Genomic DNA, 23,536 nt, shown 5'->3' on the forward strand with positions numbered 1-23,536 from the left:
CCGTTTTTTAAATAGACAAAGCATCTTAATTGGCAATCTGACATACGATGGTTTGAACCCCTGTATTTTTGGGGAAAATGGGAAAAAGAGACGACTTTGCATATCAGGCCAGCTTTTTGTTTGACCTTTATTGACCAAAAATGTATCATGTAACTACATACTTACCTAAAAGGTGAAGGAGGAGCATTATGAATTTAATACCTACAGTCATTGAACAAACGAACCGCGGGGAAAGAGCGTATGACATTTATTCTCGTCTATTAAAGGATCGTATCATCATGCTTGGATCTGCGATTGATGACAACGTTGCGAACTCCATCGTGTCACAGCTTTTATTCTTAGCAGCAGAAGACCCTGAAAAAGAAATTTCTCTTTATATCAACAGCCCGGGCGGCTCTATTACAGCCGGTATGGCGATCTATGATACCATGCAGTTTATTAAGCCGAAGGTATCTACAATTTGTATCGGTATGGCTGCGTCAATGGGCGCGTTCCTGCTTGCAGCCGGCGAAAAAGGCAAACGCTATGCGCTTCCAAACAGTGAAGTCATGATTCACCAGCCACTTGGCGGTGCGCAAGGTCAGGCGACAGAAATTGAAATTGCCGCTAAACGCATTCTCTTGCTTCGCGACAAATTAAACAAAGTCCTTGCTGAACGTACTGGCCAGCCGCTTGAAGTGATCGAACGCGACACAGACCGTGATAACTTCAAGTCTGCTGAAGAAGCGCTTGAATACGGCCTGATTGACAAAATTTTGACTCACACAGAAGACAAAAAGTAATAACACAACCTGCAAGAGCTGCGTCTCTTGCAGGTTTTTTTCATTTCAAGGAATTGACTCCCTTAAACACTTTTTATTCTATACTGCTCCCATTCCTCATGTAACAGCTCAAGCGTCAAATCATTCGTCTGCCTCACAACCAGATCAGCACCAAGCATCGGCTGTCCTTGACCGACACCAACCGCAAACATCCCCGCAGATTTGATTGCAGAAATGCCTGCTTCTGCGTCTTCTATTGCCGCGCAATCAGCAGGGGAAACATCGAGCATCGCTGCAGCTGTTAAAAAGATGTCAGGATCAGGTTTCCCATTCACGAGAGCGGTCGGGTCAACAATGGCATGAAAATCATCAATGATCTCCAAACGCTTTAAAATCTCAGGGGCATTGCGACTTGAAGATGCTAACCCGATTTTTATATTTTCGTTTTTCAATTGACATAGAAGCCTGCCAATCCCCGGTAAAAGATCTTCCGGCGTCAATTTGCTGATCAGCATTTGATAATCGCGATTTTTCCGATGCATAAGCTCTTGTTTCTCCGCATTTGTATACTTTGTTTCCGCCCCGCCAAAGATCAATATGCTTTCAAGTGACTCTTCTCTGCTGATTCCTTTTAGCCTTTCATTCATGTCTCTGTCAAAAGGGATATCGATTTGTTCTGCGATGTGCTTCCAAGCGAGAAAATGATATTCAGCAGTATCTGTTATCACTCCGTCTAAATCAAAAATGACCGCTTTCATATACTAATGCCCATCACAGCTTCATAAGGTTTGAGGCTAATACTCTTTAAGTCAGCCCACTCCTGCGGATAGTTTGAAATCAGCACTTTCCAACGTTCTTGAATCAGTTCTGGAGGCGCTTCGAACAGAGCCTTTTCTTCCGATAAATTCACAACGACAAGAAGCTTTTCCCCTTGATATTCTCGAAGGTAAGAAAAGACCTGCGGATCATTCTCCTGCAACAACTGATAATCGCCATATATCATAATCTTATATTGCTTTCGTAATTGAATGAGCTTCTGATAGTAAAAGAAAATCGAATCTTGATCTTTCAAGGACTCTTTCACATTGATATCTTGATAGCGGGAATTTACCGATATCCACGGGTCTCCGGCTGTGAATCCCGCATGTTTTCCGGCATCCCACTGCATCGGTGTTCTCGCATGATCCCTTCCTTTTATCATCACGGCTTTGACAAACTCTTTTTCTGACATCGTTTTGTTTTCGACGACTAGTTCACGATATGCATTCTTTATTTCAAGATCATCATACATCTCCAGCGGCATATCGCTGTTGACCATGCCGATTTCTTCTCCCTGGTAAATAAACGGCGTTCCTTTCATGCCGTGCAGAACCGTTGCAAATGCCTTCGCACATTCCTTACGCAGCTTCCCGTCATTGCCCCAGCGGGAAATAACCCTCGGCTGGTCATGGTTCTCAAAATAAAGGGTATTCCAGCCGACATTCATTAACCCGGTCTGCCACCTTGTCATCGTCTTTTTTAAAGCAATCAAATCAAACGGCTTGATCTGCCATTTCCCATTTGGCGAGTTTTGTTCTGTATCAATATCCATATGTTCAAATGTAAAGATCATATTCAGCTCTTGCCTGCTTGCATCTGTGTACTTTTTCGCCTCTTCAATATCAGAGCCGTTTGCCTCTCCGACTGTCATGCAGTCGTAATGAGAAAGCACTTCCCTGTTCATCTCTTGAATAAACTCATGAAGACGGGGGCCGTTAGAGTGATAACGGCCGACAATATAGCTGCGGCTGTGATCCGTTTCGTAGTCCGGAAAATCGGTGTATTTAGAAATAGAGCCGATCACATCCATCCGCCAGCCGTCAACGCCTCTATCCATCCAGAATCTCATTACATCATAAACTTCCCGGCGAACGGCTTCGTTTTCCCAATTTAAATCAGGCTGTTTTTTCGAAAAGTAGTGCAAATAATACTGCCCTGTTCCTTCATCGTATGTCCACGCTGAGCCTGAAAAGATCGATCCCCAATTATTCGGCTCTGAGCCGTCCGGTTTAGGATCTTTCCAAAAATAATAATCCCGGTAAGGATTGTCCTTCGACTTGCGGCTTTCAGCAAACCAAGCATGCTCATCTGATGTGTGGTTCACGACCAAATCCATGACGATTTTCATTCCGCGTTTATGGGCTTCATCAATCAGCTGAAACATATCTTCATTTGTCCCAAACTTTTCGTACATGTTTTTGTAATCGCTGATATCATATCCGTTGTCATCCTGCGGGGAATCAAATACCGGGGAGAGCCAGATGACATCCGCCCCGAGATTTTTGATGTAATCCAGCTTTTGAATCACACCTTGCAAATCCCCGAATCCATCTCCATTGGCATCATAAAAACTGCGCGGGTAAATTTGATAAACGACAGCTTCTTTCCACCATTCACTCATTAGGCGTTCTCCTTTCACATCGTCCCTGTAGGACAACTGGTTCCTCATAAACGTTCATGTGCAGCGGCTCGCCTTTTACAAGCTCAAAAATAACGCGCTTTTCGTCAACCGTCACATTGATTAATCGGTTTCGATAATTGATGTTGAATGAATATTCGTCCCATTCTTTCGGCAAAAACGGAGCAAATGACAGCATCTCATTCGCGGTGCGCATGCCTGCAAAGCCATGAACGATTGTCAGCCAGCTACCCGTCATTGAAGTAATATGCAAGCCTTCTTCCGTATCATGATTGTAATTATCAAGATCAAGCCTTGCTGTGCGCTTATATAATTCGAGCGCTTTCTTTTCCAGCTTGAGTTCGGCTGCGAGAATCGCATGGACAGAGGGCGATAGGCTTGATTCATGAACAGTCATCGGTTCATAAAATTCAAAATTCCGCCGTTTTTCTTCCATTGTAAAACGGTCATTAAAAAGATAAATGCCTTGGAGAACATCTGCCTGCTTAATAAAATTGGAGCGGAGAATCTTGTCCCATGACCATTTCTGATAAAGAGGCCGCTCCGCTGGATCTAATTCATCAACTGCTTGCAGATCTTTGTCCAAGAACGTGTCATGCTGAACGAAAATTTGCAGTTCTTCACTATACGGATAGTACATGTGCTGGATGATTTCTCTCCAGACTTTCAATTCTTCTTCCTGCACATCCAGATGGCGGCGTTTCTCCGCTGAGATACTTTCGAGACTTTGTAGAGTATACTCCAACGTCCAAGCCGCAATGACATTCGTATACCAATTGTTGTTAACGTTGTTTTCGTATTCATTCGGCCCTGTGACGCCATGGATCATATACTTATTTTTTCGTTTCGAGAAGTGAACACGGTCGGCCCAAAATCTGCTGACTGCCATAAGTACGTCTATCCCGTATTCTTCCATATAGTCTCGGTCGCCTGTATAATTGATATAATTGTAGATCGCATAACAGATCGCGCCATTGCGGTGAATTTCTTCAAAGGTGATTTCCCATTCGTTGTGGCATTCATCACCGGTGAACGTCACCATCGGATAAAGTGCCCCCTTCATCCCCAATTTTGCAGCGTTTCGTTTGGCAGCCTCCAACTGATGATAGCGATACAAAAGCAGGTTTTTCGTCACCTCCGGCTCGGCTGTCGCCAAATACATCGGAACGGCGTACGCCTCAGTATCCCAATATGCGGCACCTCCATATTTCTCGCCAGTAAATCCTTTCGGCCCGATATTCAAACGGGCATCGCCCCCGTAATATGTCGAGAATAACTGAAAGATATTGTAGCGGATTCCTTGTTGAAGCTCCTCATCTCCTTTAATCTCAATGTCCGCTTTTGCCCATCTTTCCTTCCATCGATCAGTGTGCCTCCGTTTTGCTTTTTCATAGCCGTACTCAACCACATCCGCCAAAAGCTCCTTGGCTTTTGATAAAAGCTCTTCCTCACGAAAATCACGTGAAGTCGTGACAATCACAAACTTTTTCAAAGATGCCTTCGTTTGGTAGCTGTAGCGATTCTCGACATACATTTCAGTCGTTTTAAAGCTTTCATGGACAAAACCCTCCGTCTCGTTTGCCATTGCGGCTAAAACCGTGAAGCGCGGTGTTCCAAATGGATTTTCGATTGTTTTTGCCGCTAAATGGCCGCTGTGAGAATCAGCACCTTTCGCTTCCTCCTGCCAAAACTGTTCTTGGTAGTTAGAATCTTCATTTGCCACATTTCCATCCAGGTAAGGAACAAGCGTAATGACAGCATCTCCCGTCAGGCACTCCGCTTCATAATGAATCGCACAGAGTTCTTTTACAGCAAGGCTAAGAAATCGCTCCGAGCTGATTCTGACGGATTTATCTTGAATGCGGACAACAGCGCTTCGCCGCAGAATCCCCTCTTTCATATTGAGTTCTACCTCAAATGATTCGATTGGGTTTTGATGGAGATCGATTTTTTCACCGTCAACATATAGGCCTATGCCCATAAAGTTCATCGCATTGATCACTTTTCCGAAATATTCTGGATACCCGTTTTTCCACCAGCCTACTCGCGTTTTGTCGGGGAACCACACGCCTGCAATATATGTGCCTTGGTGACTGTCGCCTGAATAGCCTTCTTCAAAATTCCCTCTGACCCCCATATAGCCATTGGCAAGAGACGTCAGGCTTTCCAGCAGACGTGTATGCTCCTTATTAAATGTATTTGTTTTGATTTTCCATTCATCAATCTCAAATAACCGCTGATTTATCATCATTTCCTCCCGAATGTAAGTTTCCATTATCACGGCGGGTTTTGGTTAAATATCTAAATGCAAAAGAGATCATCAAAGTAACGCCACACGAATGGATCATCAATACAGTAATCAAATCAAAATGAACCATGCCGATAGCAGCTGCCGCAAATGCCGGCAGTGCTGATGCGCAAATCGCTATAGAGGCCGCTTCCTTGAATGATGCAATAGAGACCATGTTTGATCTTTTTGTGATCCAGAGGCCTCCGGCAAGAACAAACGTTAACAAAAGCTGGATCATAGAAACCACCGTATATGCCAGCATCATGATCATCGGCTTATACTGTGCCAACCACAATGTATCGATCAAAACCTCTACATCATGGACGTTTGGTTTCTCGAGCTTAACGTCCATTTTCGCATAGCCAACAGAAAACCCCGTTTCGTTTTGATCGGTGATCACCAGTTGATCAGGTTGAAATATGACGGCGTTTTCAAATCCAGTTACTTTCAATCGCCCATTTTCACCGCTTGTCTCATATTCATGCTTCATATCGACTGCCATCACATTCTGCCCATCTTCAATCCTCTCAGAGCTCTTCCCGCCTGTTAGTTTTCCGTTCCTGATTTGAAAACCCTGCAATTGATCAGCAAATTGATCATTAACCCCTTGAATCGCTGACGGCATAATAGATGCAACGCTGAAGCGATCCATTTTCACAAACGAAACCGCTAACGGCGCCATTAAGCAGGCCGTTAAAAACAGAAAGAGAAAAGAGAGCTGCAGCCAGCTGAAGGTATTCCCGTAGCGGCAAACACCTGATGGGGATGCAGCCGCCTTCAGGCAGCGGATGATAAAGCTTTTATTCTCCAGATTCTTCATTGAATTACCCCTTTGTTCCGCCGGCTGTCAATCCGGACACAAAGTTCTTTTGGAGAAAAAAGAATAAGACGCATATCGGCAGTGCGGCTAGTATGGCACCGGCCGCAAATAGAGCTACTTTTTGCTGCTGCGGATTAGAAATAAAGGATTGTAATCCTACAGCGATGGTCAGCCTTTCCGGTGAGCGAAGCAGAAATTTCGCCAGCAAATAGTCGCCAAACGGTGCCATAAACGCCCAAAGCGCTTGTACCGCGAGCATTGGCTTAACAAGCGGCAGAACAATTGAAGCGAAAATCCTCAGATGTCCCGCTCCGTCAATTCGCGCGGCTTCATCAATTTCTCTCGGCACAGTATCAAAATAACCTTTCATCAGCCACGTGTTCATCGGAATTCCGCCGCCGATATAGATCGCTGTTAAAAACCAGTATTGATCGAGTGCGCCTATTAGCATCGCCAAGACATAAAAAGCAGTCAGCGCCGCCATTGTCGGCACCATTTGAATGATTAAAAAGAATATCAGGCTCTTTTTTCTGCCTGCAAACCGATAACGGCTGTACGAGTACCCGGCAAGTGTCACAATCGTAACCTGCAAAACCATGACCGATAGCGCGATGACAAGTGTATTGCTGTACCAATTGAGATAAAGCGTTTCGTCAAATAGCCGCTTAAAATGATCCAATGTCCAAGGACCCGAAAAATCGAGCTGAAAAGCCGCCGAATTCCCCACACGGAAGGCTGATGATGCCGTAATCAGCAACGGATAGATAATGACAATACTTAAAAGCGTCAAAAAGAAATACGTACAGATTTTATTAAGCATTCTGGCAGTGCTCGCGTTCACCTACATAACCTCCTCATTGCCAAAAGCATTCGATTTTTTGAAAGCAATCAGTGAAATTCCAATGACAATGAAAGAAATTAACAGTGTCACAGCCGCCGCAACGGAATATTGGGGTGATGTGCCTGTTGTCAGTTTATAAATCCACGAAATTAAGATATCGGTCGATCCGGCCCCGGCTCCCGCACTGCCTGGCCCTCCCTCATTAAATAAATAGATGATCGAGAAATTATTGAAATTAAACGTATACTGAGTAATCATCACGGGTGCTGTGGCAAATAAAATCATCGGGAATGTAATATGCCGAAAACGCTGAATAAAAGTGGCCCCGTCAATCTTTGCCGCTTCATACAATTCACCTGGAATCGCCTGAAGCACTCCCGTTACCATGACATAAATATATGGAAAGCCGAGCCACGTCTGAATCATAATGAGGGCTGTCTTTGTCCAGAAAGGATCAGTCTTCCACGCGATCGCAGGCAGCTCAACAAACGGCAGGTGATTGAATAGTGGAATCACCTGTGCATTCACCGCTCCTATGCTGTCGTTAAACATGTTGGAAAAACTCATGATTGTAATAAACGCCGGAACAGCCCATGGAAATAAGAAAATCATTCGAAATATCCGCTTGCCTTTTATAAAATCCTGATTGACGAAAAGTGCCGTCACAATACCTAAAATGATTTGCAGCGTTGTTGCACAGATTGTCCAGATAACCGTCCAGCCCAGTACATTCACAAATGTTTCACGATAGGAGCCAAGGAAAAAAATATTTAAGAAATTTTTAAACCCGACCCAGTCAATCAGACGATTAGGCGGAATATGATAAAAATCATAGTTTGTTAATGCAACAAACAGAGTCACCAAAACCGGAAAAATAATCACAAACACCATCATGATATATGCCGGAAGTGTAAATAGATATGGAAACCCTTTATCGCCCGCATGACAGATCATATCCTTGGCTGTTGTATTGACTTCCAAACCCGCCGCTTTCATAGCAGCGGTCTTACGCGAATCATGGATATTAAAGATATAGAACATGAGGAAAATCACCGTCACGATCAATTGCAGCGTGCCTTCAATCAGCATAAACAGCGAGTGATCTTCACCGGGAACACTTCCCAATGTCATCAATCCGGTTAGCGCCTGTATACCGAAAACGCATAATTCAAAAGCAAACAAGCCTGTGATGGCAAGAAATAAGAGCCCCTTTGACAATTGCTGATTCTTAATCTGCCCAAGTCCTGGAATGATCGATAAAAGCCCTGCCTTTCGTTTTTGCTTTGCAAGTGTGTGATGTTTATTCATTTTTTCCGCCCTCTATTCTTCCGGACGCTATCCCGCCGTTTTATTTCACATACTTTTCTTTAATATTTTCCTTTATGACGTTTACAGCATCATTCGCTGATGTTTGTGTCGATTTTTTTCCTGAAGCTGCATCAAAAATTAAACTTTCCGCTCCTGTCCATACTTCAGCCATTTCCGGAATATTTGGAGTCGGCGTTGCTGTTTCATATTGTTTAATCACAGCTGACGTCAGTTCATTCTTTTGCTCATCGGCTTTCTTCCTTGCAGCCGTGTTGGCCGGAACTTCGTTTGTATCCTCATAAAAAGCGTAAGCATTGGCATCATTTGCAGCATACTCAAGCCATTTTTCAGCCAGCTCGGGCTCTTTTGTATATTTTGAAGCTACCCAGCCCTTCCCACCCGCAAAAGGGGCATATTCTTCTCCATTGGGCAATGTCGGAATGGGAGCCGCTCCGTAGTTCAATTTAGCCTCTTTATAATTGGCAGCTGACCAAGGACCGCCAATGATCGCAGCCGCTTTGCCTTCTAAAAACATCTGCTGAATAAAGTCGTCTGCGCTTGAATTGTCTTGCATTCCTTTCGGCCAATATGTTTCAAACCATTTCTCCGCATATTTCACCGCTTCTACAGCTCCTTTATTGTTCAGGCCGATGTCCCCGGAATCTGTGCCGTTTTTTCCAAACACATATCCGCCGTATCCAGCCAATAAGCCGTACGACATATAAAAGTCAGTCCATTTTGCTAAAAATCCGGTTGATTTTCCTTTTTCCGAAGCAAACGCGAATCGAGGATCTTCCGTTAACTTTTCAAGGTCTTTAAATGTTTTTGGCGCTGTTTTTAAAAGATCTTTGTTGTAATACAAAATAAGTGTCTCAATGACTAGCGGCATTCCGTACACTTTGCCGTCAACTGTCACCTGCTGCATTTCTTTATCACCAAAGCTTTTTGTATGAGATGGCTTAATGTCAAGCAAATGTCCTTGCTGTCCCAAACCGCCGATCCGGTCATATGCAGCAAGCATAACATCAGGCGCATTACCCGCCGGGCCATCAAGAGGAAGCGCCTCCAACTGTTCGAACATTTGCTTTTCAACAATTTTTACTGTGACATCATTCTCTTTTTCGAACCTTGTTTTTATGCTTTCAATGTATTCTTTATACGTTTCTTCGACAGACACAGTCAGCACCTTTTTGCCATCAGCGCTTGCTGGATTTTTTGAACTTGAGCAGGCGGCAAGGCCGATTGCCAGGAATGATGCCGCCAATATGGCGAACCCCTTTTTTAAAAGAACCATCTCTTTTTCCCCCTTCTATTTACGAAACTATAACAATTGTATTGTCCTATAGAAAGCGGTTACAACAACTTTTGATTTGTTACCGATAACAGAATGTTATACAGGGGCGGCAGCACTCAAAATCAAAAATTCTCCCGGCTGAACGGTAATGACATCGTGATGATGAAGCGGCTGCTCTGTCCATGCATCACAGATTTTCTTATTCCTATCAATATTCAACTCTCGTAAACTGACGTGTTGAACCACATTCCCTTGATTAAAGAAATAAATCAGTATTTTTTCATCAAGAGTCCGCGAAAAGCTAATGAAATCATTTTTGTCGTCCAGCAGATTCCACTCAAGATGTCCTTCAGTCAATAAAGTGTTTTCCTGCTTGCGTAAAGCAATTAACCGTTTCATAAATTGCAGCATGTCTTGGTTTTGCTTCTCCTTTTCCCAAACCATACATTTCCGGCATAATGGATCATTTTCGCCGTCCAGCCCGATTTCCGTTCCGTAATAAATGCATGGTGAGCCTGTCTGGGCAAACATAAAGGCCAGCAACGCGCGTGCTTTCTTCTCATCATTGCGGCACCTGGTCAAAAGGCGCTTTGTATCATGGCTATCCAGTAAATTAAACATCACCTCATTGGCCTGCTTCATTCCATTCATCAAATGTGCATTGACACGGTAGGCCATACGTGAGGCTGGGATCGTCCGGTCAGCAAAATATTCAATCATAGGCTCTGTAAAAGGGTAATTCATCGCCGCATGAAATTCATCCCCTCTAAGCCAGGGTTCGGCAGAATGCCAGATCTCACCTAAAATATAAACGTCAGGCTTTTCAGTAGATACAGCCTGCCTGAATGTCTTCCAAAACACGTGATCCACTTCATTTGCGACATCCAAACGCCAGCCGTCAATGTCAAATTCGCGAATCCAGTACAAAGCAATATCAAGCAAATATTTCTGCACTTCGGGATTAGCCGTGTTTAGCTTCGGCATATCAGCTGTAAAAGCAAACCTGTCATAATTGTCGCCTGTGACGGGAAAAGAGTGAATATGGAACCAGTCTTTATAGCGGGATCGAGCTCCGTTTTTGACGACATCCTGCCATTGCGGAGACGCGCTTCCTATATGGTTAAAAACCGCATCAAGCATAATTCTCATCCCCCGCTGATGCAGCTGGCTGACCAATGTACGAAAAAGCTCAGGATCCCCGAAATGCGGATCAATAGAAAAGTAATCCAGCGTGTCGTATTTATGATTAGAAGGCGCGGAAAAGATCGGTGTCAGATAAATGCCGTTCACCCCTAAATCCTCTAAATAATCAAGCTTGTCAACAATTCCTTGTAAATCCCCTCCAAAAAAATCATTGACGCCCGGGTCCTTGCTCCCCCACGGCAATGCATTCTTCGGTGACAAGTCTTCTCTTCCATTTGCAAAACGCTCCGGAAAAATTTGATACCAAACCGTTGACTTGACCCATTCAGGCGCTTGAAATGTATCAGCCTCGTGAACAAACGGAAATTTAAAGTAATAATGAATCGTTTCCAGTGTTTTTTCGTTATAAGGGCATACACCCGAACTTCCGAAAAAGATGTCTTCATGATCGTCTGTTACAACAAACGCATATTGTAAACGCCTAAATGGCGGCACCACTTCAGCAAACCAATAGTCATGCATTTCTGTAGCAGCAATTTTTCTCATCGGCTGCTCGTTTGCCGACCACTTGGCGTCGTTGTACTCATAGGGATCACCCCAAATGAATCGAATGTGATCTGCATCACCTTTTTTCGTCCGAATCTTGATATGCACAGTCCGCCCATCATAAGAATAAGCATCTGTGCTGAATGGCTGGTGGTGAATCGCTGCATATTCCATCATGTTTCCCCCTTTGATTTCCGTTTTATTGAAGCCGGCTCATAGTTTGAAAGTATCATGATGAAATTGTGGGAACAATCCTTTTCACCCTGTTACCGATAACAGAATACGGCGCTTACAGCGTTGATTCTCGTACAATTAACTCTGGTTCAAAAAATAGACTTCCTTGTGCAGCACCGTCTTCATTCATTTTTTTCAGCAACATTTTCGCACAGGCTTCCCCCATTTCAACAACAGGCTGTCTGACCGTAGTCAAGCGCGGCGAGGAGATGCGATCAAGAAACACACCGTCATTCCCGGTAACCGCAACGTCTTCCGGAATTCTCTTTCCAAGGGATTGCGCCGCACGAATGACGCCGAGCGCGATTCGATCAGATGCGCAGACAAATGCGGCTTGATTGTCCATGGATTTCAGCAGTTCTCTTGCAAGGCCTTCACTTTTCTTAGAACTGTTGTCGATCCGAAACATATTCGATTTTTTAAAGCTTTTATTCATCGCCCGTATATACCCCTGTTCTCTTGCACGTTCGAAAGGCTCATCTAAATCAATGCCAAAAAAGACAACTTCCCGCTCCCCCAGCCCCATAACATGGCGGGTTGCCATAAAAGTGCCTTTCTCGTTATTCACATCGATAAAGTCATAGCCCATTTCATTTTGTCCAAATACGACAAGCGGCTTCTCAAACGCTTTTATTACACCTTCAAAATCGTTCTTTCTCAAGCCGGTGGCAATAATGCCGTCACATTGGCCAATATTAAGAGAATTTCTTGTTACAAGCTGGAGAGCATAGTGATTGCGATCCAGCTCCCTGCTGATTCCTGTCAGCAGGTTCATGTAATATGGTTCTGTCGTATCCATTTCCTCAAGTATCAATAGTTTCACAACCTGTGTTCTGTTTTGCACGAGCGCTCTCGCCGCATAATTAGGGATGTAATTCAGCTCTTTCATCGCAGAATGAACAAGCTTTTTCAATTCATCTGTCACCGTCTCAGGGTGATTGATCACTCGTGATACCGTCATTTTCGAAACATTTGCTTTTTTCGCCACATCTGACAATGTTGCCATTTTCATCCCCTCCTTATCTGTGCTTATTATCCAAACTAGTGATAAAGTCCTCTATTACTGTTAAATATACGATGCAGGCAAAAGAGAAATAAAAAAGAGATTTCCCTTAAGGAAACCTCACTTTGTTAAAAACACTCGATTTTTCATGGATTCATACGCTAGGTGGCAGACTCATTCTCTCCACTTCCATGAGAAAGTCTCTTTTTTAAATTTCTGTCCACTTTTTTTCTAAAATCGGATAAGAATAATTTTGCATTTGCTCAATTAACTCATCCGGCCGTGACGAGCTGTGAATCAGTTTTAGGTGTGATTCGTTAGAAAACCCTTCTTGAATGCTGTATTTCACCATTTTCATCATTGGTTCAAAATATCCGTTTACATTGTACAGTCCGATTGGCTTTTGGTGGATGCCGATCTGTGCCCAGCACAGCACTTCAAATAATTCTTCATATGTACCGAAGCCGCCCGGCATCGAGATAAAGCCGTCCGCCAGCTCGCTCATTTTAGCCTTTCGTTCATGCATCCCGTTTACTTCAATCAGCTCAGTCAGGTTTTGATGGACAACCTCCCCGCTGAATAAACCGCTCGGCATGACCCCGATTGCAGTTCCGCCGTTTTCCATAATCGCGTCAGCAATCGTGCCCATCAAGCCGACGCGGGAGCCCCCATAGACAAGGCCGATTCCCTGCTCAGCCATATACACGCCAAGCTCTGCCGCTTTTCTTTTATACGCTTCATTTCCCCCAGGGTTTGATCCCGCAAATACACAAATGGTTTTCATCTTGTCATCTCCGCATCTATATATCGTGTTAAACTTTCAAAAACACACTATATATTGTCCCATCTTCATGTGATAATATCAATATGAAATACATAAAGAATGCAGGAGTGATGAGGTTGCAGCTGGCTGATGCAGAAAAATGGATGAAAGAGTTTTACGAAAAAAGAGGCTGGACAGAATACGGACCTTTTATTCGCGTCGGCTTTTTAATGGAGGAAGCCGGAGAACTGGCCCGGGCTGTCAGGGCGTATGAAATCGGCAGAGACCGGCCGGATGAGAAAGAATCGTCACGCGCTGAGCAAAAACAAGAATTGATTGAAGAAATGGGAGATGTCATCGGAAATATCGCCATTCTTGCTGATATGTATGGTGTCTCTTTAGAAGACGTCATGAAGGCCCACCAAGAAAAACTGACAAAACGATTTGAGCATGCATAAAAAAGCGGCCGCGATGGCCGCTTTTTTTAACCTGTGATTTCATCATGGTGATCAAAGAAATGCTGCTTTCCTATTTTGTGAAAAAGGCCTGTTTTATGCAGCAGCTCCTTCGGCTGCGATTGCAATCCTACAATCATCAGCTTTCCATTGTGGCGTTTAATTCGATTCATAATGTTCCCAAGCACCGCTTCAGCTGACGTATCCATATAGTGCACCTTATTCATGAGCAGAATAAGGGTTTTCGGTTTTTTCTGTACATGCTCCAGCAATGACGATTCAAGGGAATCAATTGATCCGAAAAACAGCGGCCCTTCTATGGCATACATGCTGACAGATGGATCTTCTCTCTTCGCCAGAACAGGATGCGTTTCCTGATTGTGAATGCGGGTCGCTTCGCTCATTCTTCTGATAAAGAACACGAATGCAAGCAGCAATCCGGTTGCCACACCGATGATTAAGTCAAAAAGAACCGTAAGGGCGAAGGTCGCCGCCAAAATAAAGGAATCAGCATTTTTCAGTCTCAGCATGTTTGCGACTTCCTTGCGCTCACTCATATTCCATGCGACCACCATGAGAATCGGTGCCATACTGGCGAGCGGCACATGGGCCGCATAAGGCGCAAATACAAGCAGGACAAGGAGAACGACTACGCCGTGAACGACGCCGGAAACTGGGGAAACCGCTCCGTTTTTTATATTGGTCGCCGTTCTCGCAATCGCTCCTGTAGCCGGGATTCCGCCAAACAGGGGCGCTGCCATATTCGCAATCCCCTGGCCGACAAGCTCCTTGTTGCTGTCATGCTTTGAGCCCTTCATGTTATCAGCGACCATTGCGGACAAAATCGACTCAAGTCCTCCAAGAAGCGCGATGACAAGCGCAGCCGGAAACAGCATAACCATTTTATCCAAAGTAAGCTCAGGAAACTGAAATTCAGGCAAATGGCGGGGGATTTCTCCATAAGTTGACCCAATCGTTGCCATGCGGTCAGGGAAAAAGACAACCGCGACCACTGTGGAAATAAGAAGCGCCAACAAAGCGCCCGGCACTTTAGGCATCACCTTGGCGGATACAAGCAAAATGACGAGCCCGATCACAGCTGTCAAAATGGCATACACGTTAAAGGTGCCGAGCTGCTGTACAATTTCAAACATGTTGTGGTGAAAGTTCTCATGTTTTTCAACATTTCTCAATCCGAGAAAATTAGCGATTTGTTCCGTAAAGATCAGCACGGCAATTCCGGCTGTAAAACCGACGATAACGGGTTTAGGCACGAATTTCATTATTTTTCCGAGCTTAAACAGCCCAAACAGTACCAGCATTACCCCTGCCATAAACCCTGCGATCAGCAGATTCTCTAATCCGTACTGCATGATAATGCCGAACAGTATCGGGACAAAGGCGCCTGTCGGACCGCCAATTTGATATTTAGATCCCCCGAACAAAGAGATACAAATCCCCGCTATAACCACAGTGTACAGCCCGTATTCGGGCTCGACTCCCGAGGCAATGGCAAACGCCATTCCTAAAGGAATTGCCACGACACCTACTACGATACCTGCAATTAAGTCTTTCTGAAATTTCTGTAAATTATATCCCTTGAATCTCCCTGAGAATCGCATATTTTGTTATAACCTCCCTTATGAGTGATTGTTTATCAGCTCAGTTTCATAACCGTTAATGACCACATCAAGTTTTCCTGTTTCAGGGTGAATGATAAGCCCGTGAACCGGCACTTTTTTCGGAAGCAGCGGATGGTTCTTAATCATGTTCACACTGTGGGAAACGCTTTCTTCCACGCTGTTAAAACCAGTCAGCCACGTTTTCAAATCAAGTCCGGCGCTCGTCAGCAAATTCAGGCAGCTATCCTCCACCCCGCGTTCCTTTGCTTTCTCAAGAATCGAGGACGCATTCAGCCCTGACATTCCGCATTCATGATGGCCAACAATGCATACCTCTTCAGCCTGCAATTCATAAATCGCGACCAGTATGCTTCGCATCACGCTTCCAAATGGGTGAGAAACGATGGCTCCCGCGTTTTTTACAATTTTAGCATCACCGTTTTTAAGCCCCATTGCTTGCGGAAGAAGTTCTGTAAGCCTTGTATCCATACAGGTGACAATGACGAGCTTTTTCGAAGGAAACTTTGTCGTTTTGTACGGTTCATACTTCTTCTCACTGACAAACCGCTGATTGTGTTCCAAAATTGATGTTAAAGAAACCATTTGATTCATCTCCCATCCATATGATTTTGCAAGCCTTCTTACCCAGCTTACAGTAAGGAATTATAGCATAGGAATAAGCCAAGAAAAGGCTTTCAAAAAAAGACACTATAATTGGACTGTAGAATCAAAACATAAACATTTATATCTTTCAAAGATAATAAAATTTATATTTAATGAATCCTATAATCCGGCTGCAGCTCGCATATTGATGATTTGTCTGACAAAAAATATGGGTGAATTCTGATAATTAAAAAACTTTTTTAAGCAGATATAGCTGTTCGATCTTCATTTTAAGTTCAAAAGAACCAGAAACTAAAAAAACGCAGCTATATTTTTAACACCTATTTATTTTCGATATAATGAAATAGACAACAGCCATAAAGGGGGAGCCTTGTTGAAACCATTTGTATTTATCACAAAACCGATTCCTGAAGAGATTGAAGCATTCATCGGTGAACATTGCCGTTATGAAGTATGGCAGGAGGATACGCTTCCGAGTGACGTGCTATTTGAAAAATTAAAAGAAGCGGAGGGACTTTTAACATCAGGGACGTCCGGGCCGTCAATCAATCGTGAGTTGCTGGAACACGCGCCTAAGCTCAAAGTGGTCAGCAACCAATCAGTAGGCTACGATAACTTCGATATAGAAGCAATGAAAGAAAGAGGAGTCGTCGGGACTCATACACCTTATACACTGGATGACACAGTTGCAGATCTGGCTTTTTCACTGATTCTGTCTTCCGCCAGACGTGTTGCCGAACTGGACCGTTTTGTCAGAGCAGGAAAATGGGGAACCGTGGAAGAGGAAGCGCTTTTCGGAATTGATGTTCATCATCAAACGTTAGGCATTATCGGCATGGGCAGAATTGGAGAACAAGCAGCGAGACGCGCCAAATTTGGTTTTGATATGGAAGTGCTTTATCATAACCGACATCGCAAACAAGAAACAGAAGACAGCATCGGCGTTAAGTATGCAGAGCTTGATACATTGCTGGAGCAATCTGATTTTATTCTTCTCATTACGCCGCTGACTGATGAAACCTATCACATGATAGGAGAACGCGAATTTAAGTTGATGAAGGATTCAGCAATTTTCGTCAATATTTCCCGGGGAAAGACAGTTGATGAGAAAGCACTGATTCGCGCTCTTCAGGAAGGCTGGATCAGGGGAGCCGGCTTAGATGTATACGAAAAAGAGCCTGTCACCCAAGATAATCCGCTCCTGCAGCTGGATAATGTCACGCTGCTTCCTCATATCGGTTCAGCAACAGCTAAAGTGCGCTTCAACATGTGCAAACAGGCTGCCGAAAATATGCTCGCAGCGATCCAAGGGCAAACACCGAAAAATCTCACAAGAGAATTTCAATAAATCAAAAATCCGGTCTGATAACAGACCGGATTTCATATTACATACGCTGAAGAACAGCACGCTTATAAATATGGCGGGTGACGATATAATAAACAGCCTGGAATACAAAATAAATGAAGATGACAATTACGGCCTCAAGAAATAAATTGGAATTCAGCATATTACTTAACGCTGCATACGCAAAGCCCGCGTGAATCGTACCTGCGATAAATGGGATGAAGAATAAAAATCCTATTTGCTTTCCAAGGATCGAGTGAATCTCTTTGTCCGTAACCCCTATCCTTTTTAAGGCTAACACCTGCACTCTCGTATCTTCTATTTCCGTAAACATCCGCAAATACAGCATGCTTCCTTGCACGATAAAAAACAGCACGCTGACAAACAGACCAATAAACAGCATTAATGCAACTCCCTGCTTCACAATTTGATAACTAGGAGCACGTGTTTGAAAATCAGATGTATGTTCTTTCGGCACCATGTTTTCAAGCTTTTCAGAGACATCCACCGTCTCCTGCCAATGCTCAAGCTCATAACCTACCATTCTCATCTGTTCCTTCAGCGGCACATCCTGTGACAGACTGTCAAAGCTCTTTTCGCTGACAACCAATAAACGGCTGACTCCATCGACAGACATCAATATCCCTTTGTTTTGCTGCTTTTTTATGACGTAGGAAAGGGTTTTTCCTGACTTCATATGAAATGCTGCTGTTTCCCCTTCTCCAAATGTGTCTTTCACCATCATTTGAAAAGAAACATTAATAAATGCTTCATTTTCTTGTAAATGAATAACTGGGAACCCTTTTTCCTTTGCGACTTGATTATAGACTTTTTCTGAAATCAGCAAAGCTTCCGCTTCCATCTTCTTATTTCCATACGGCAAGTCTGACTGAAAAGTGACAGGAATCCCTGTGGCATCCACCTTATACTTGATAACAGCATGAGCTTTTTTCAATGTATTCTCAGCTGTCTCAGGCTTCATGACCTGAAAGCGGGAAGCATCCTTTTCCACCCAGGAAACAGACTGAGGAATGCTTTGCTCCTCCTGCCTTTGTAAATCGGAATAAAACATATAGATGACACCTGTAGCTGTTAGTATGACCGCTGTAATGACAGAGGTTAAAAACAGCATGCGTGCATGATCCTTCAGCCTGAATATCATGTTGGAACGCACAATGATATTCGTGCCTTTGTAGAAGCTGTGTTTCTTTCGGTACAGCATGCGGAAAAACGCCACACTGCTTTGTGTAAAAAAGAAATACGTGCCAACTAACACTAAAATCAAAATTGGAAATACCCGAAACATCATGTCAATGGCATTGGCTGTTGCAGATAGATAATAACCACTGCCAAGACATAGCAAAGACAATACAGTGAGCCATTTCGAATAAACCGGCAAACTTTTCGGCTTTTTGGCCGATTTAATCAGTTCAATGATTTCCAGCTTCCGAATCCGTCCCAGTGATAAAATGAGCAGCGTCTGAAACAGGATGAGAAAGCCGGCAATTGTCATCACAAACGCTTTCGGCACAATGGCAAACGAAATCGGCACCTTCACGCTGAGCATCCATGTCATAATCATAAAAAACAGTTTTGAAAATAACAGGCCTGCTCCAATGCCGGCCGCAATCGCCGCAAGAGAAATAAGTGACTGCTCATAATAAATCATCTTGCGAAGCTGCTGCTTTGATGTGCCAAACAGTGTCAGCAGCCCAAACTCTTTCTTTCTTGCCTGCAAAAACGCTGAATTGGAATATGTGATGAAAAATATACAAAACACAATGATGACGACAAGAGCTGCGCTCAAGCATGTTTTGACAAGGCTTCCGCCATATATATTGTCTTCATTGACATCAGGATGAAAAATAAATGATGTGAAGACAAAAAACACCGAAACGGCAAACACACAGCTTAAAAAGTAGGCCACATACCGTTGCAGATTCCCAAGAATGTTTTTACGGGCGATAGTTCTCAAATTCATGAAAATCGCCTCCCAACACACTCAAGGTATCCAATATACTTTGATAAAACACCTGCCTGTTTGTTCCTCTGTGAATCTCTGAAAAGAAACGTCCGTCTTTAATAAAAACAATTCGTTTACAGAAACTTGCTGCTGTGGCATCATGCGTAACCAACAGAATCGTCGCTTCCTTTTCCTCATTCAGCTGAGCCAGTGTGTTCATCACTTGCTTTGCCGATTTTGAGTCGAGGTTTCCTGTCGGTTCATCAGCAAGAATGAGCGCCGGATTGTGAATAATCGCTCTGGCACAGGCTGCCCGCTGCTGCTGTCCGCCCGACACCTCATATGTGCGGTGATCGAGAATATGCTTGATTTGCAGCGTATCCGCCAGTTCATCCAATCGGGCTTCCATTTCTCTCAGCTTTACCTTATCCAATGCGAGCGGCAAGAGAATATTTTCACGAATCGTCAGCGTATCAAGCAGATTAAAATCCTGAAAGACGAAGCCGAGTTCTCTTCTGCGAAACAAAGCCAGCTCTTGGTCCTTTAACGTTTTCGGCTGAATGCCGTTGATCATCATCTCGCCCTGGGTCGGCTTATCAATGGTAGCCAGCAAATTCAAAAGCGTGGTTTTTCCGCTTCCCGACGGCCCCATAATCCCGACAAATTCCCCTTTTGACACACTGAGATCAAAGGCGCTGAGCGCTTGGTATGATATTGTTCCTTTATTTGAATAGTACGTTTTCGATAGGTTCGTTGTTTGCAACACGTTCATGTTCTGCTCCTCCTTTTTCTTTATTATAAAAAGGAAGTCAGCATCCTCCCATCGAACTTTCTTGCAATTCCGCTCCCCAACCTTACAATGCTGTCACATTCACGAGGGTGTCACTTGAAAACACGATGGTCATCACAGTGCCAGCCCCTTCTTTTGATTCCGCATACAGTTTATGGCCGAGACGGCTGCACACCTGTTTTGCCAAATAAAGGCCCATTCCAGTTGCCTCTTTCATGGTTCGTCCGTTTTCTCCGGTAAAAAACGCGTCAAAAATCCGCGGCAGATCCTGCGGCGGTATACCGATTCCTTCGTCGGCAACCGACAAGCGCGTCTCATGTCCCTGTGTTTCAATCCGGATTGTAATAGGGTCTCCCACACCTTGCTTTGAATATTTTAAGGCGTTGAAAAGGATTTGCTCGACAACAAAGGAAAGCCACTTTTGATCACTGGAAATCTGAACGGCATTTGGCGGCACATGTAATGTTGGAAAAAGGCGCCGTTTAATAAACTGACGTTTTTCCTGATTGATCAGTGAACGAACCATTTCTGTCAAATCAAAGGTTTGCGGCTTTACATCAAATGCAAATTCCTCCAGCCGGGCCGTTTGCAGCATCATATCAAGACCGTGGCGAAATCTCTCATTCTCATCCTCCAGCTCCTCTAAAAACGTCGGAAAAGAGGATGAAGTTCCGTTTTTTCCTTCCTGAATCATTAAGGATATGACGGATACCGGTGTTTTCATATGGTGGACCCATTGGTTGGTGAAGGTATAATGCTGTTTTTGCTGATTGATATATTGTGAGAGCCTGCTTTCGTATTGCTGCCCGAGTGCGTTGATCATCTTCGTCCAAAGCACTTGCTCTCCTGTTCTTGGCTTTCTGGCTTTCAAAGACTGTCCGATGTCATTCGAAGAAGAGGCTTGTTCTGCAAGCTTTTTAACATATGTGAGAAAGGAAATTTGCCGAACATAATCAACAGCAAAACCTGCGGCTAAAAGAGTACCGGGCAAAATCCATATGTACATCATATTTTCTTTGGAAGGTTCTGCGCCGCTCTCTACAATGCTTAAATACGCAATCAGCATGGCGGACCCTATCCCTAATAATGAAAATAGAATAATGGCTAAGCGGTCGATGAGATAAGTCTTTAACACTCCGCTTCATCCTTCCGATTGACTTGAAATTGATAGCCTTGTCCTCTGATTGTGGAAATGCAATCTGTCAGTCCTGCATTCTCCAGTTTTCTCCGCAGCCGGTTGACATTGACCGTTAACGTATTGTCATCGACAAAATCAACGTCATCCCATAACGCCTCCAATAGTTCATCACGAGAGACAATTTTTTTATGCTCCCTCACAAAAATAGAGAGAAGCTGAAATTCTTTTTGGGAAAACAGAATACGGACGCTGTTCCATTCGGCCTCATTTTGATCAGGATAAATCGTCAGCCCGCCAAGCTCCACTATTCTAGATTCCTGCGGCAAAGAGGGCGAGTATTCACCATATGTGCGGCGCAGGACGCTTTTGATTTTGGCCATCACTACCTCTAAATGGAACGGTTTTGTGATATAATCATCGCCGCCATTTTCAATCGCCATTACCTGATTCAGCTCATCGGTCCGTGCCGATATAAAGATAATCGGCGCATTGGAAATGGTACGGATTTGCCTGCACCAATAAAACCCGTCAAAAAAAGGCAGGTTGATATCAAGCAGCACAAGATCAGGCTTCATTTCTGCAAATTCCAATTTTATATCATTCAGCTGTTCAGCAATTTTCACTTCATATCCGTATTTTTGAAGATGACCGCCCAGCAAAGAAGCAATCCGCTCATCATCTTCCACAAGCAAAATCCGATACACGTTGATCCCCCTTATATGTACATCACGATGATTTTTCTAGAAGATTCCAAAATTATTATAGCATGTGCGGAATAGTAAATCGGTCTTTTTCTTTTTGTTATGATAGAATGATAAAGGTAAAATTTTCATAATAGGCAGGTGTCGTGATGAAGAAAATCATGCTGTTTCTGGCAATGACGTCAATTCTTTCAGCATGTCAGCCCAACTATACCGGGAAATACATAGAAATTGGGGATACACTAACTGACTATACCAAAGAGTGTTTTAAAGAGAATGAAATTCCTTATAAATACGAAAAGGGAAAACTGTATATCCCAGAAGATGCATTTGATACAGCGATCTACACTTGTTCATAAGAAAAAGCTTGCAGATAACCTGCAAGCTTTTCACGTTACAAAAAATGAGTATTTAATTTCTCTTCAAATCCTGAAGGGCCGATGTCGCTTTTTTGAATGTCACCGCCGTTTTCATGAATCGTAAAATGGCGCTCTGACATGACCATCCTTCCGCTCGGCGTCAGCTTTGAGGCAAGCAGGGATTTGTTAAAAGGAGATTTTTCATGAGAGTGAATGATGTCCTTCATGTTATCTAAATCACCGAGATCACTCTCTTCAAGAGTAAAGGCGTACCCGATTTGCCAGCCTTCTCCCTTGTCCATCAGCAGAACATGGCTGCCCTTTTCTGTCTCTTCTCTTTTGATTCGGAATGACCCGACTGGTGACTGTACCGTTTCTCCGGAAAGCGGTATCGGCTGGAGCGCCAGGTTGATGCCGAAGCCGATATCAACGAGGTAATCGCCGTTTTCCGCAGACAGCCATACAGCAGCATGCGTCCCTTCTAGTGCCCATCCCTCTTGATTGCCTGCATAAACCGTTCCTCGAATGAGCTTCACGTGAAACCCGGCCTCACGCAAGACAAAATAAAGGAAACCATTTAGATCGTAGCATAGGCCGCCGTGCTGATCTTTGAGCAGACGTCGCCATAGCTCTTCTTTTGTGATCTTATAATTCTCTTTTGCAAGTACGGCACGGTTTTCGAATGGAAAACGGTATGCCATTGCTTTGAGAAAAAGGGGAAGATCGCCGAAGCTGACATGATCTTTCTCCCAGCCAATTTTCTGAAAGCAGTCTTTTAGAAAGTCACTCATTTTTATCACCTAAACTTCTTCTTGAACGTAAGCAGCCAGCTTCTCCAGCGCCTCTTGTTCATCTTCTCCCTGGGCAATCAAGGTAACCTCAGTGCCTGTGCTTACCGCAAGGCTCATCAGCCCCATGATGCTTTTGGCGTTTACTTTTTTCCCATCCTTCTCAAGAAACACATCTGACGTAAACCGGTTTGCTTCTTGTACAAACAAAGCAGCAGGACGTGCTTGCAGTCCTGTCTTTAATCGAACTTCCACTTTCTGTTGAACCATAAGATCTCCCCTTTTCTTTA

Annotated in this window: 22 protein-coding genes; 4 read left to right on the plus strand and 18 right to left on the minus strand. The window is 43.9% G+C overall.

All coding sequences use genetic code 11. The features are described 5' to 3' along the window. Window positions 1-188 precede the first annotated feature (188 nt). Window positions 189-782 carry an ATP-dependent Clp endopeptidase proteolytic subunit ClpP gene (gene clpP / locus NSU05_RS17445; protein WP_003228214.1) on the plus strand — a complete coding sequence of 198 codons (594 nt, stop codon included), beginning with the start codon at window positions 189-191 and terminating at the stop codon, window positions 780-782. A 62-nt stretch (window positions 783-844) separates the two neighbouring features. On the opposite strand, the gene pgmB is transcribed toward clpP, so the two are convergent. From pgmB to NSU05_RS17495, 10 genes are all read right to left on the minus strand, one after another. Beyond that, window positions 845-1,519, minus strand: coding sequence for a beta-phosphoglucomutase (gene pgmB, locus NSU05_RS17450; RefSeq protein ID WP_038429687.1), 675 nt, complete (start codon window positions 1,517-1,519; stop codon window positions 845-847). Continuing rightward, a complete protein-coding gene (gene malL / locus NSU05_RS17455; RefSeq protein WP_038429689.1) occupies window positions 1,516-3,201 on the minus strand; it encodes an oligo-1,6-glucosidase in 1,686 nt (561 codons plus the stop codon). The genes pgmB and malL overlap by 4 nt, the downstream gene beginning before the upstream one ends. After that, complete coding sequence (mdxK, locus tag NSU05_RS17460; RefSeq protein ID WP_038429690.1) at window positions 3,194-5,467, minus strand: maltose phosphorylase; 2,274 nt, start codon at window positions 5,465-5,467, stop codon at window positions 3,194-3,196. Before mdxK ends, malL begins: the two co-directional genes overlap by 8 nt. Beyond that, the gene (locus NSU05_RS17465; RefSeq protein WP_038429691.1) at window positions 5,445-6,329 is read right to left on the minus strand and encodes a DUF1189 family protein; all 885 of its coding nucleotides are present in this window, start codon (window positions 6,327-6,329) and stop codon (window positions 5,445-5,447) included. Before NSU05_RS17465 ends, mdxK begins: the two co-directional genes overlap by 23 nt. A gap of 4 nt (window positions 6,330-6,333) precedes the next feature. Beyond that, window positions 6,334-7,170, minus strand: a complete 837-nt coding sequence (gene mdxG / locus NSU05_RS17470; RefSeq protein WP_038429693.1) for a maltodextrin ABC transporter permease MdxG — start codon at window positions 7,168-7,170, stop codon at window positions 6,334-6,336. Further along, the gene (gene mdxF, locus NSU05_RS17475; RefSeq protein WP_038429695.1) at window positions 7,171-8,478 is read right to left on the minus strand and encodes a maltodextrin ABC transporter permease MdxF; all 1,308 of its coding nucleotides are present in this window, start codon (window positions 8,476-8,478) and stop codon (window positions 7,171-7,173) included. A gap of 40 nt (window positions 8,479-8,518) precedes the next feature. Further along, window positions 8,519-9,772 carry a maltodextrin ABC transporter substrate-binding protein MdxE gene (gene mdxE, locus NSU05_RS17480; protein WP_038429697.1) on the minus strand — a complete coding sequence of 418 codons (1,254 nt, stop codon included), beginning with the start codon at window positions 9,770-9,772 and terminating at the stop codon, window positions 8,519-8,521. A gap of 96 nt (window positions 9,773-9,868) precedes the next feature. Continuing rightward, the gene (gene mdxD, locus NSU05_RS17485) at window positions 9,869-11,638 is read right to left on the minus strand and encodes a maltogenic alpha-amylase (protein ID WP_038429699.1); all 1,770 of its coding nucleotides are present in this window, start codon (window positions 11,636-11,638) and stop codon (window positions 9,869-9,871) included. Between the two features lie 112 nt (window positions 11,639-11,750). After that, on the minus strand, window positions 11,751-12,701 hold the full coding sequence (locus tag NSU05_RS17490; RefSeq protein WP_029318349.1) for a LacI family DNA-binding transcriptional regulator: 951 nt from the start codon (window positions 12,699-12,701) through the stop codon (window positions 11,751-11,753). A 205-nt stretch (window positions 12,702-12,906) separates the two neighbouring features. Continuing rightward, entirely contained in the window at window positions 12,907-13,482 is a 576-nt protein-coding gene (locus tag NSU05_RS17495; protein WP_003228180.1) for a TIGR00730 family Rossman fold protein, read from the minus strand. Between the two features lie 116 nt (window positions 13,483-13,598). Here NSU05_RS17495 and NSU05_RS17500 point away from each other — a divergent pair, with 116 nt between their 5' ends. Further along, a complete protein-coding gene (locus NSU05_RS17500) occupies window positions 13,599-13,919 on the plus strand; it encodes a MazG-like family protein (RefSeq protein ID WP_003242570.1) in 321 nt (106 codons plus the stop codon). 26 nt (window positions 13,920-13,945) lie between these two features. On the opposite strand, the gene NSU05_RS17505 is transcribed toward NSU05_RS17500, so the two are convergent. Both NSU05_RS17505 and NSU05_RS17510 read right to left on the minus strand, forming a co-directional pair. Next, window positions 13,946-15,538, minus strand: a complete 1,593-nt coding sequence (locus tag NSU05_RS17505) for a SulP family inorganic anion transporter (RefSeq protein WP_038429702.1) — start codon at window positions 15,536-15,538, stop codon at window positions 13,946-13,948. Between the two features lie 18 nt (window positions 15,539-15,556). Next, window positions 15,557-16,150 carry a carbonic anhydrase gene (locus NSU05_RS17510; RefSeq protein ID WP_082200977.1) on the minus strand — a complete coding sequence of 198 codons (594 nt, stop codon included), beginning with the start codon at window positions 16,148-16,150 and terminating at the stop codon, window positions 15,557-15,559. 382 nt (window positions 16,151-16,532) lie between these two features. Between NSU05_RS17510 and NSU05_RS17515 the strand changes: the two genes are divergently transcribed. Then, window positions 16,533-17,510, plus strand: a complete 978-nt coding sequence (locus tag NSU05_RS17515) for a D-glycerate dehydrogenase (RefSeq protein ID WP_015251153.1) — start codon at window positions 16,533-16,535, stop codon at window positions 17,508-17,510. A gap of 37 nt (window positions 17,511-17,547) precedes the next feature. On the opposite strand, the gene psdB is transcribed toward NSU05_RS17515, so the two are convergent. The 4 genes from psdB to psdR form a co-directional block, all read right to left on the minus strand. Further along, on the minus strand, window positions 17,548-19,488 hold the full coding sequence (gene psdB, locus NSU05_RS17520; RefSeq protein WP_038429706.1) for a lantibiotic ABC transporter permease PsdB: 1,941 nt from the start codon (window positions 19,486-19,488) through the stop codon (window positions 17,548-17,550). Next, window positions 19,463-20,242, minus strand: a complete 780-nt coding sequence (psdA, locus tag NSU05_RS17525; protein WP_003228167.1) for a lantibiotic ABC transporter ATP-binding protein PsdA — start codon at window positions 20,240-20,242, stop codon at window positions 19,463-19,465. The genes psdB and psdA overlap by 26 nt, the downstream gene beginning before the upstream one ends. Before the next feature lie 82 nt (window positions 20,243-20,324). Then, the gene (gene psdS / locus NSU05_RS17530; RefSeq protein ID WP_038429708.1) at window positions 20,325-21,395 is read right to left on the minus strand and encodes a two-component sensor histidine kinase PsdS; all 1,071 of its coding nucleotides are present in this window, start codon (window positions 21,393-21,395) and stop codon (window positions 20,325-20,327) included. Next, on the minus strand, window positions 21,389-22,102 hold the full coding sequence (gene psdR, locus NSU05_RS17535; RefSeq protein WP_003244535.1) for a two-component system response regulator PsdR: 714 nt from the start codon (window positions 22,100-22,102) through the stop codon (window positions 21,389-21,391). Before psdR ends, psdS begins: the two co-directional genes overlap by 7 nt. 146 nt (window positions 22,103-22,248) lie before the next feature. Here psdR and NSU05_RS17540 point away from each other — a divergent pair, with 146 nt between their 5' ends. Next, window positions 22,249-22,458: a lipoprotein gene (locus tag NSU05_RS17540; RefSeq protein WP_003243327.1), complete on the plus strand. Its 210-nt coding sequence runs from the start codon at window positions 22,249-22,251 to the stop codon at window positions 22,456-22,458. Between the two features lie 35 nt (window positions 22,459-22,493). On the opposite strand, the gene NSU05_RS17545 is transcribed toward NSU05_RS17540, so the two are convergent. Together NSU05_RS17545 and NSU05_RS17550 are read right to left on the minus strand one after the other, a co-directional pair. Beyond that, window positions 22,494-23,258: an arylamine N-acetyltransferase gene (locus tag NSU05_RS17545; protein WP_072692779.1), complete on the minus strand. Its 765-nt coding sequence runs from the start codon at window positions 23,256-23,258 to the stop codon at window positions 22,494-22,496. After that, the gene (locus tag NSU05_RS17550) at window positions 23,259-23,516 is read right to left on the minus strand and encodes an HPr family phosphocarrier protein (RefSeq protein WP_003219835.1); all 258 of its coding nucleotides are present in this window, start codon (window positions 23,514-23,516) and stop codon (window positions 23,259-23,261) included. Window positions 23,517-23,536 lie beyond the last annotated feature (20 nt).

The organism is Bacillus sp. EU52 (genome assembly GCF_037964975.1).
In the GTDB taxonomy this organism is placed as follows: domain Bacteria; phylum Bacillota; class Bacilli; order Bacillales; family Bacillaceae; genus Bacillus; species Bacillus subtilis.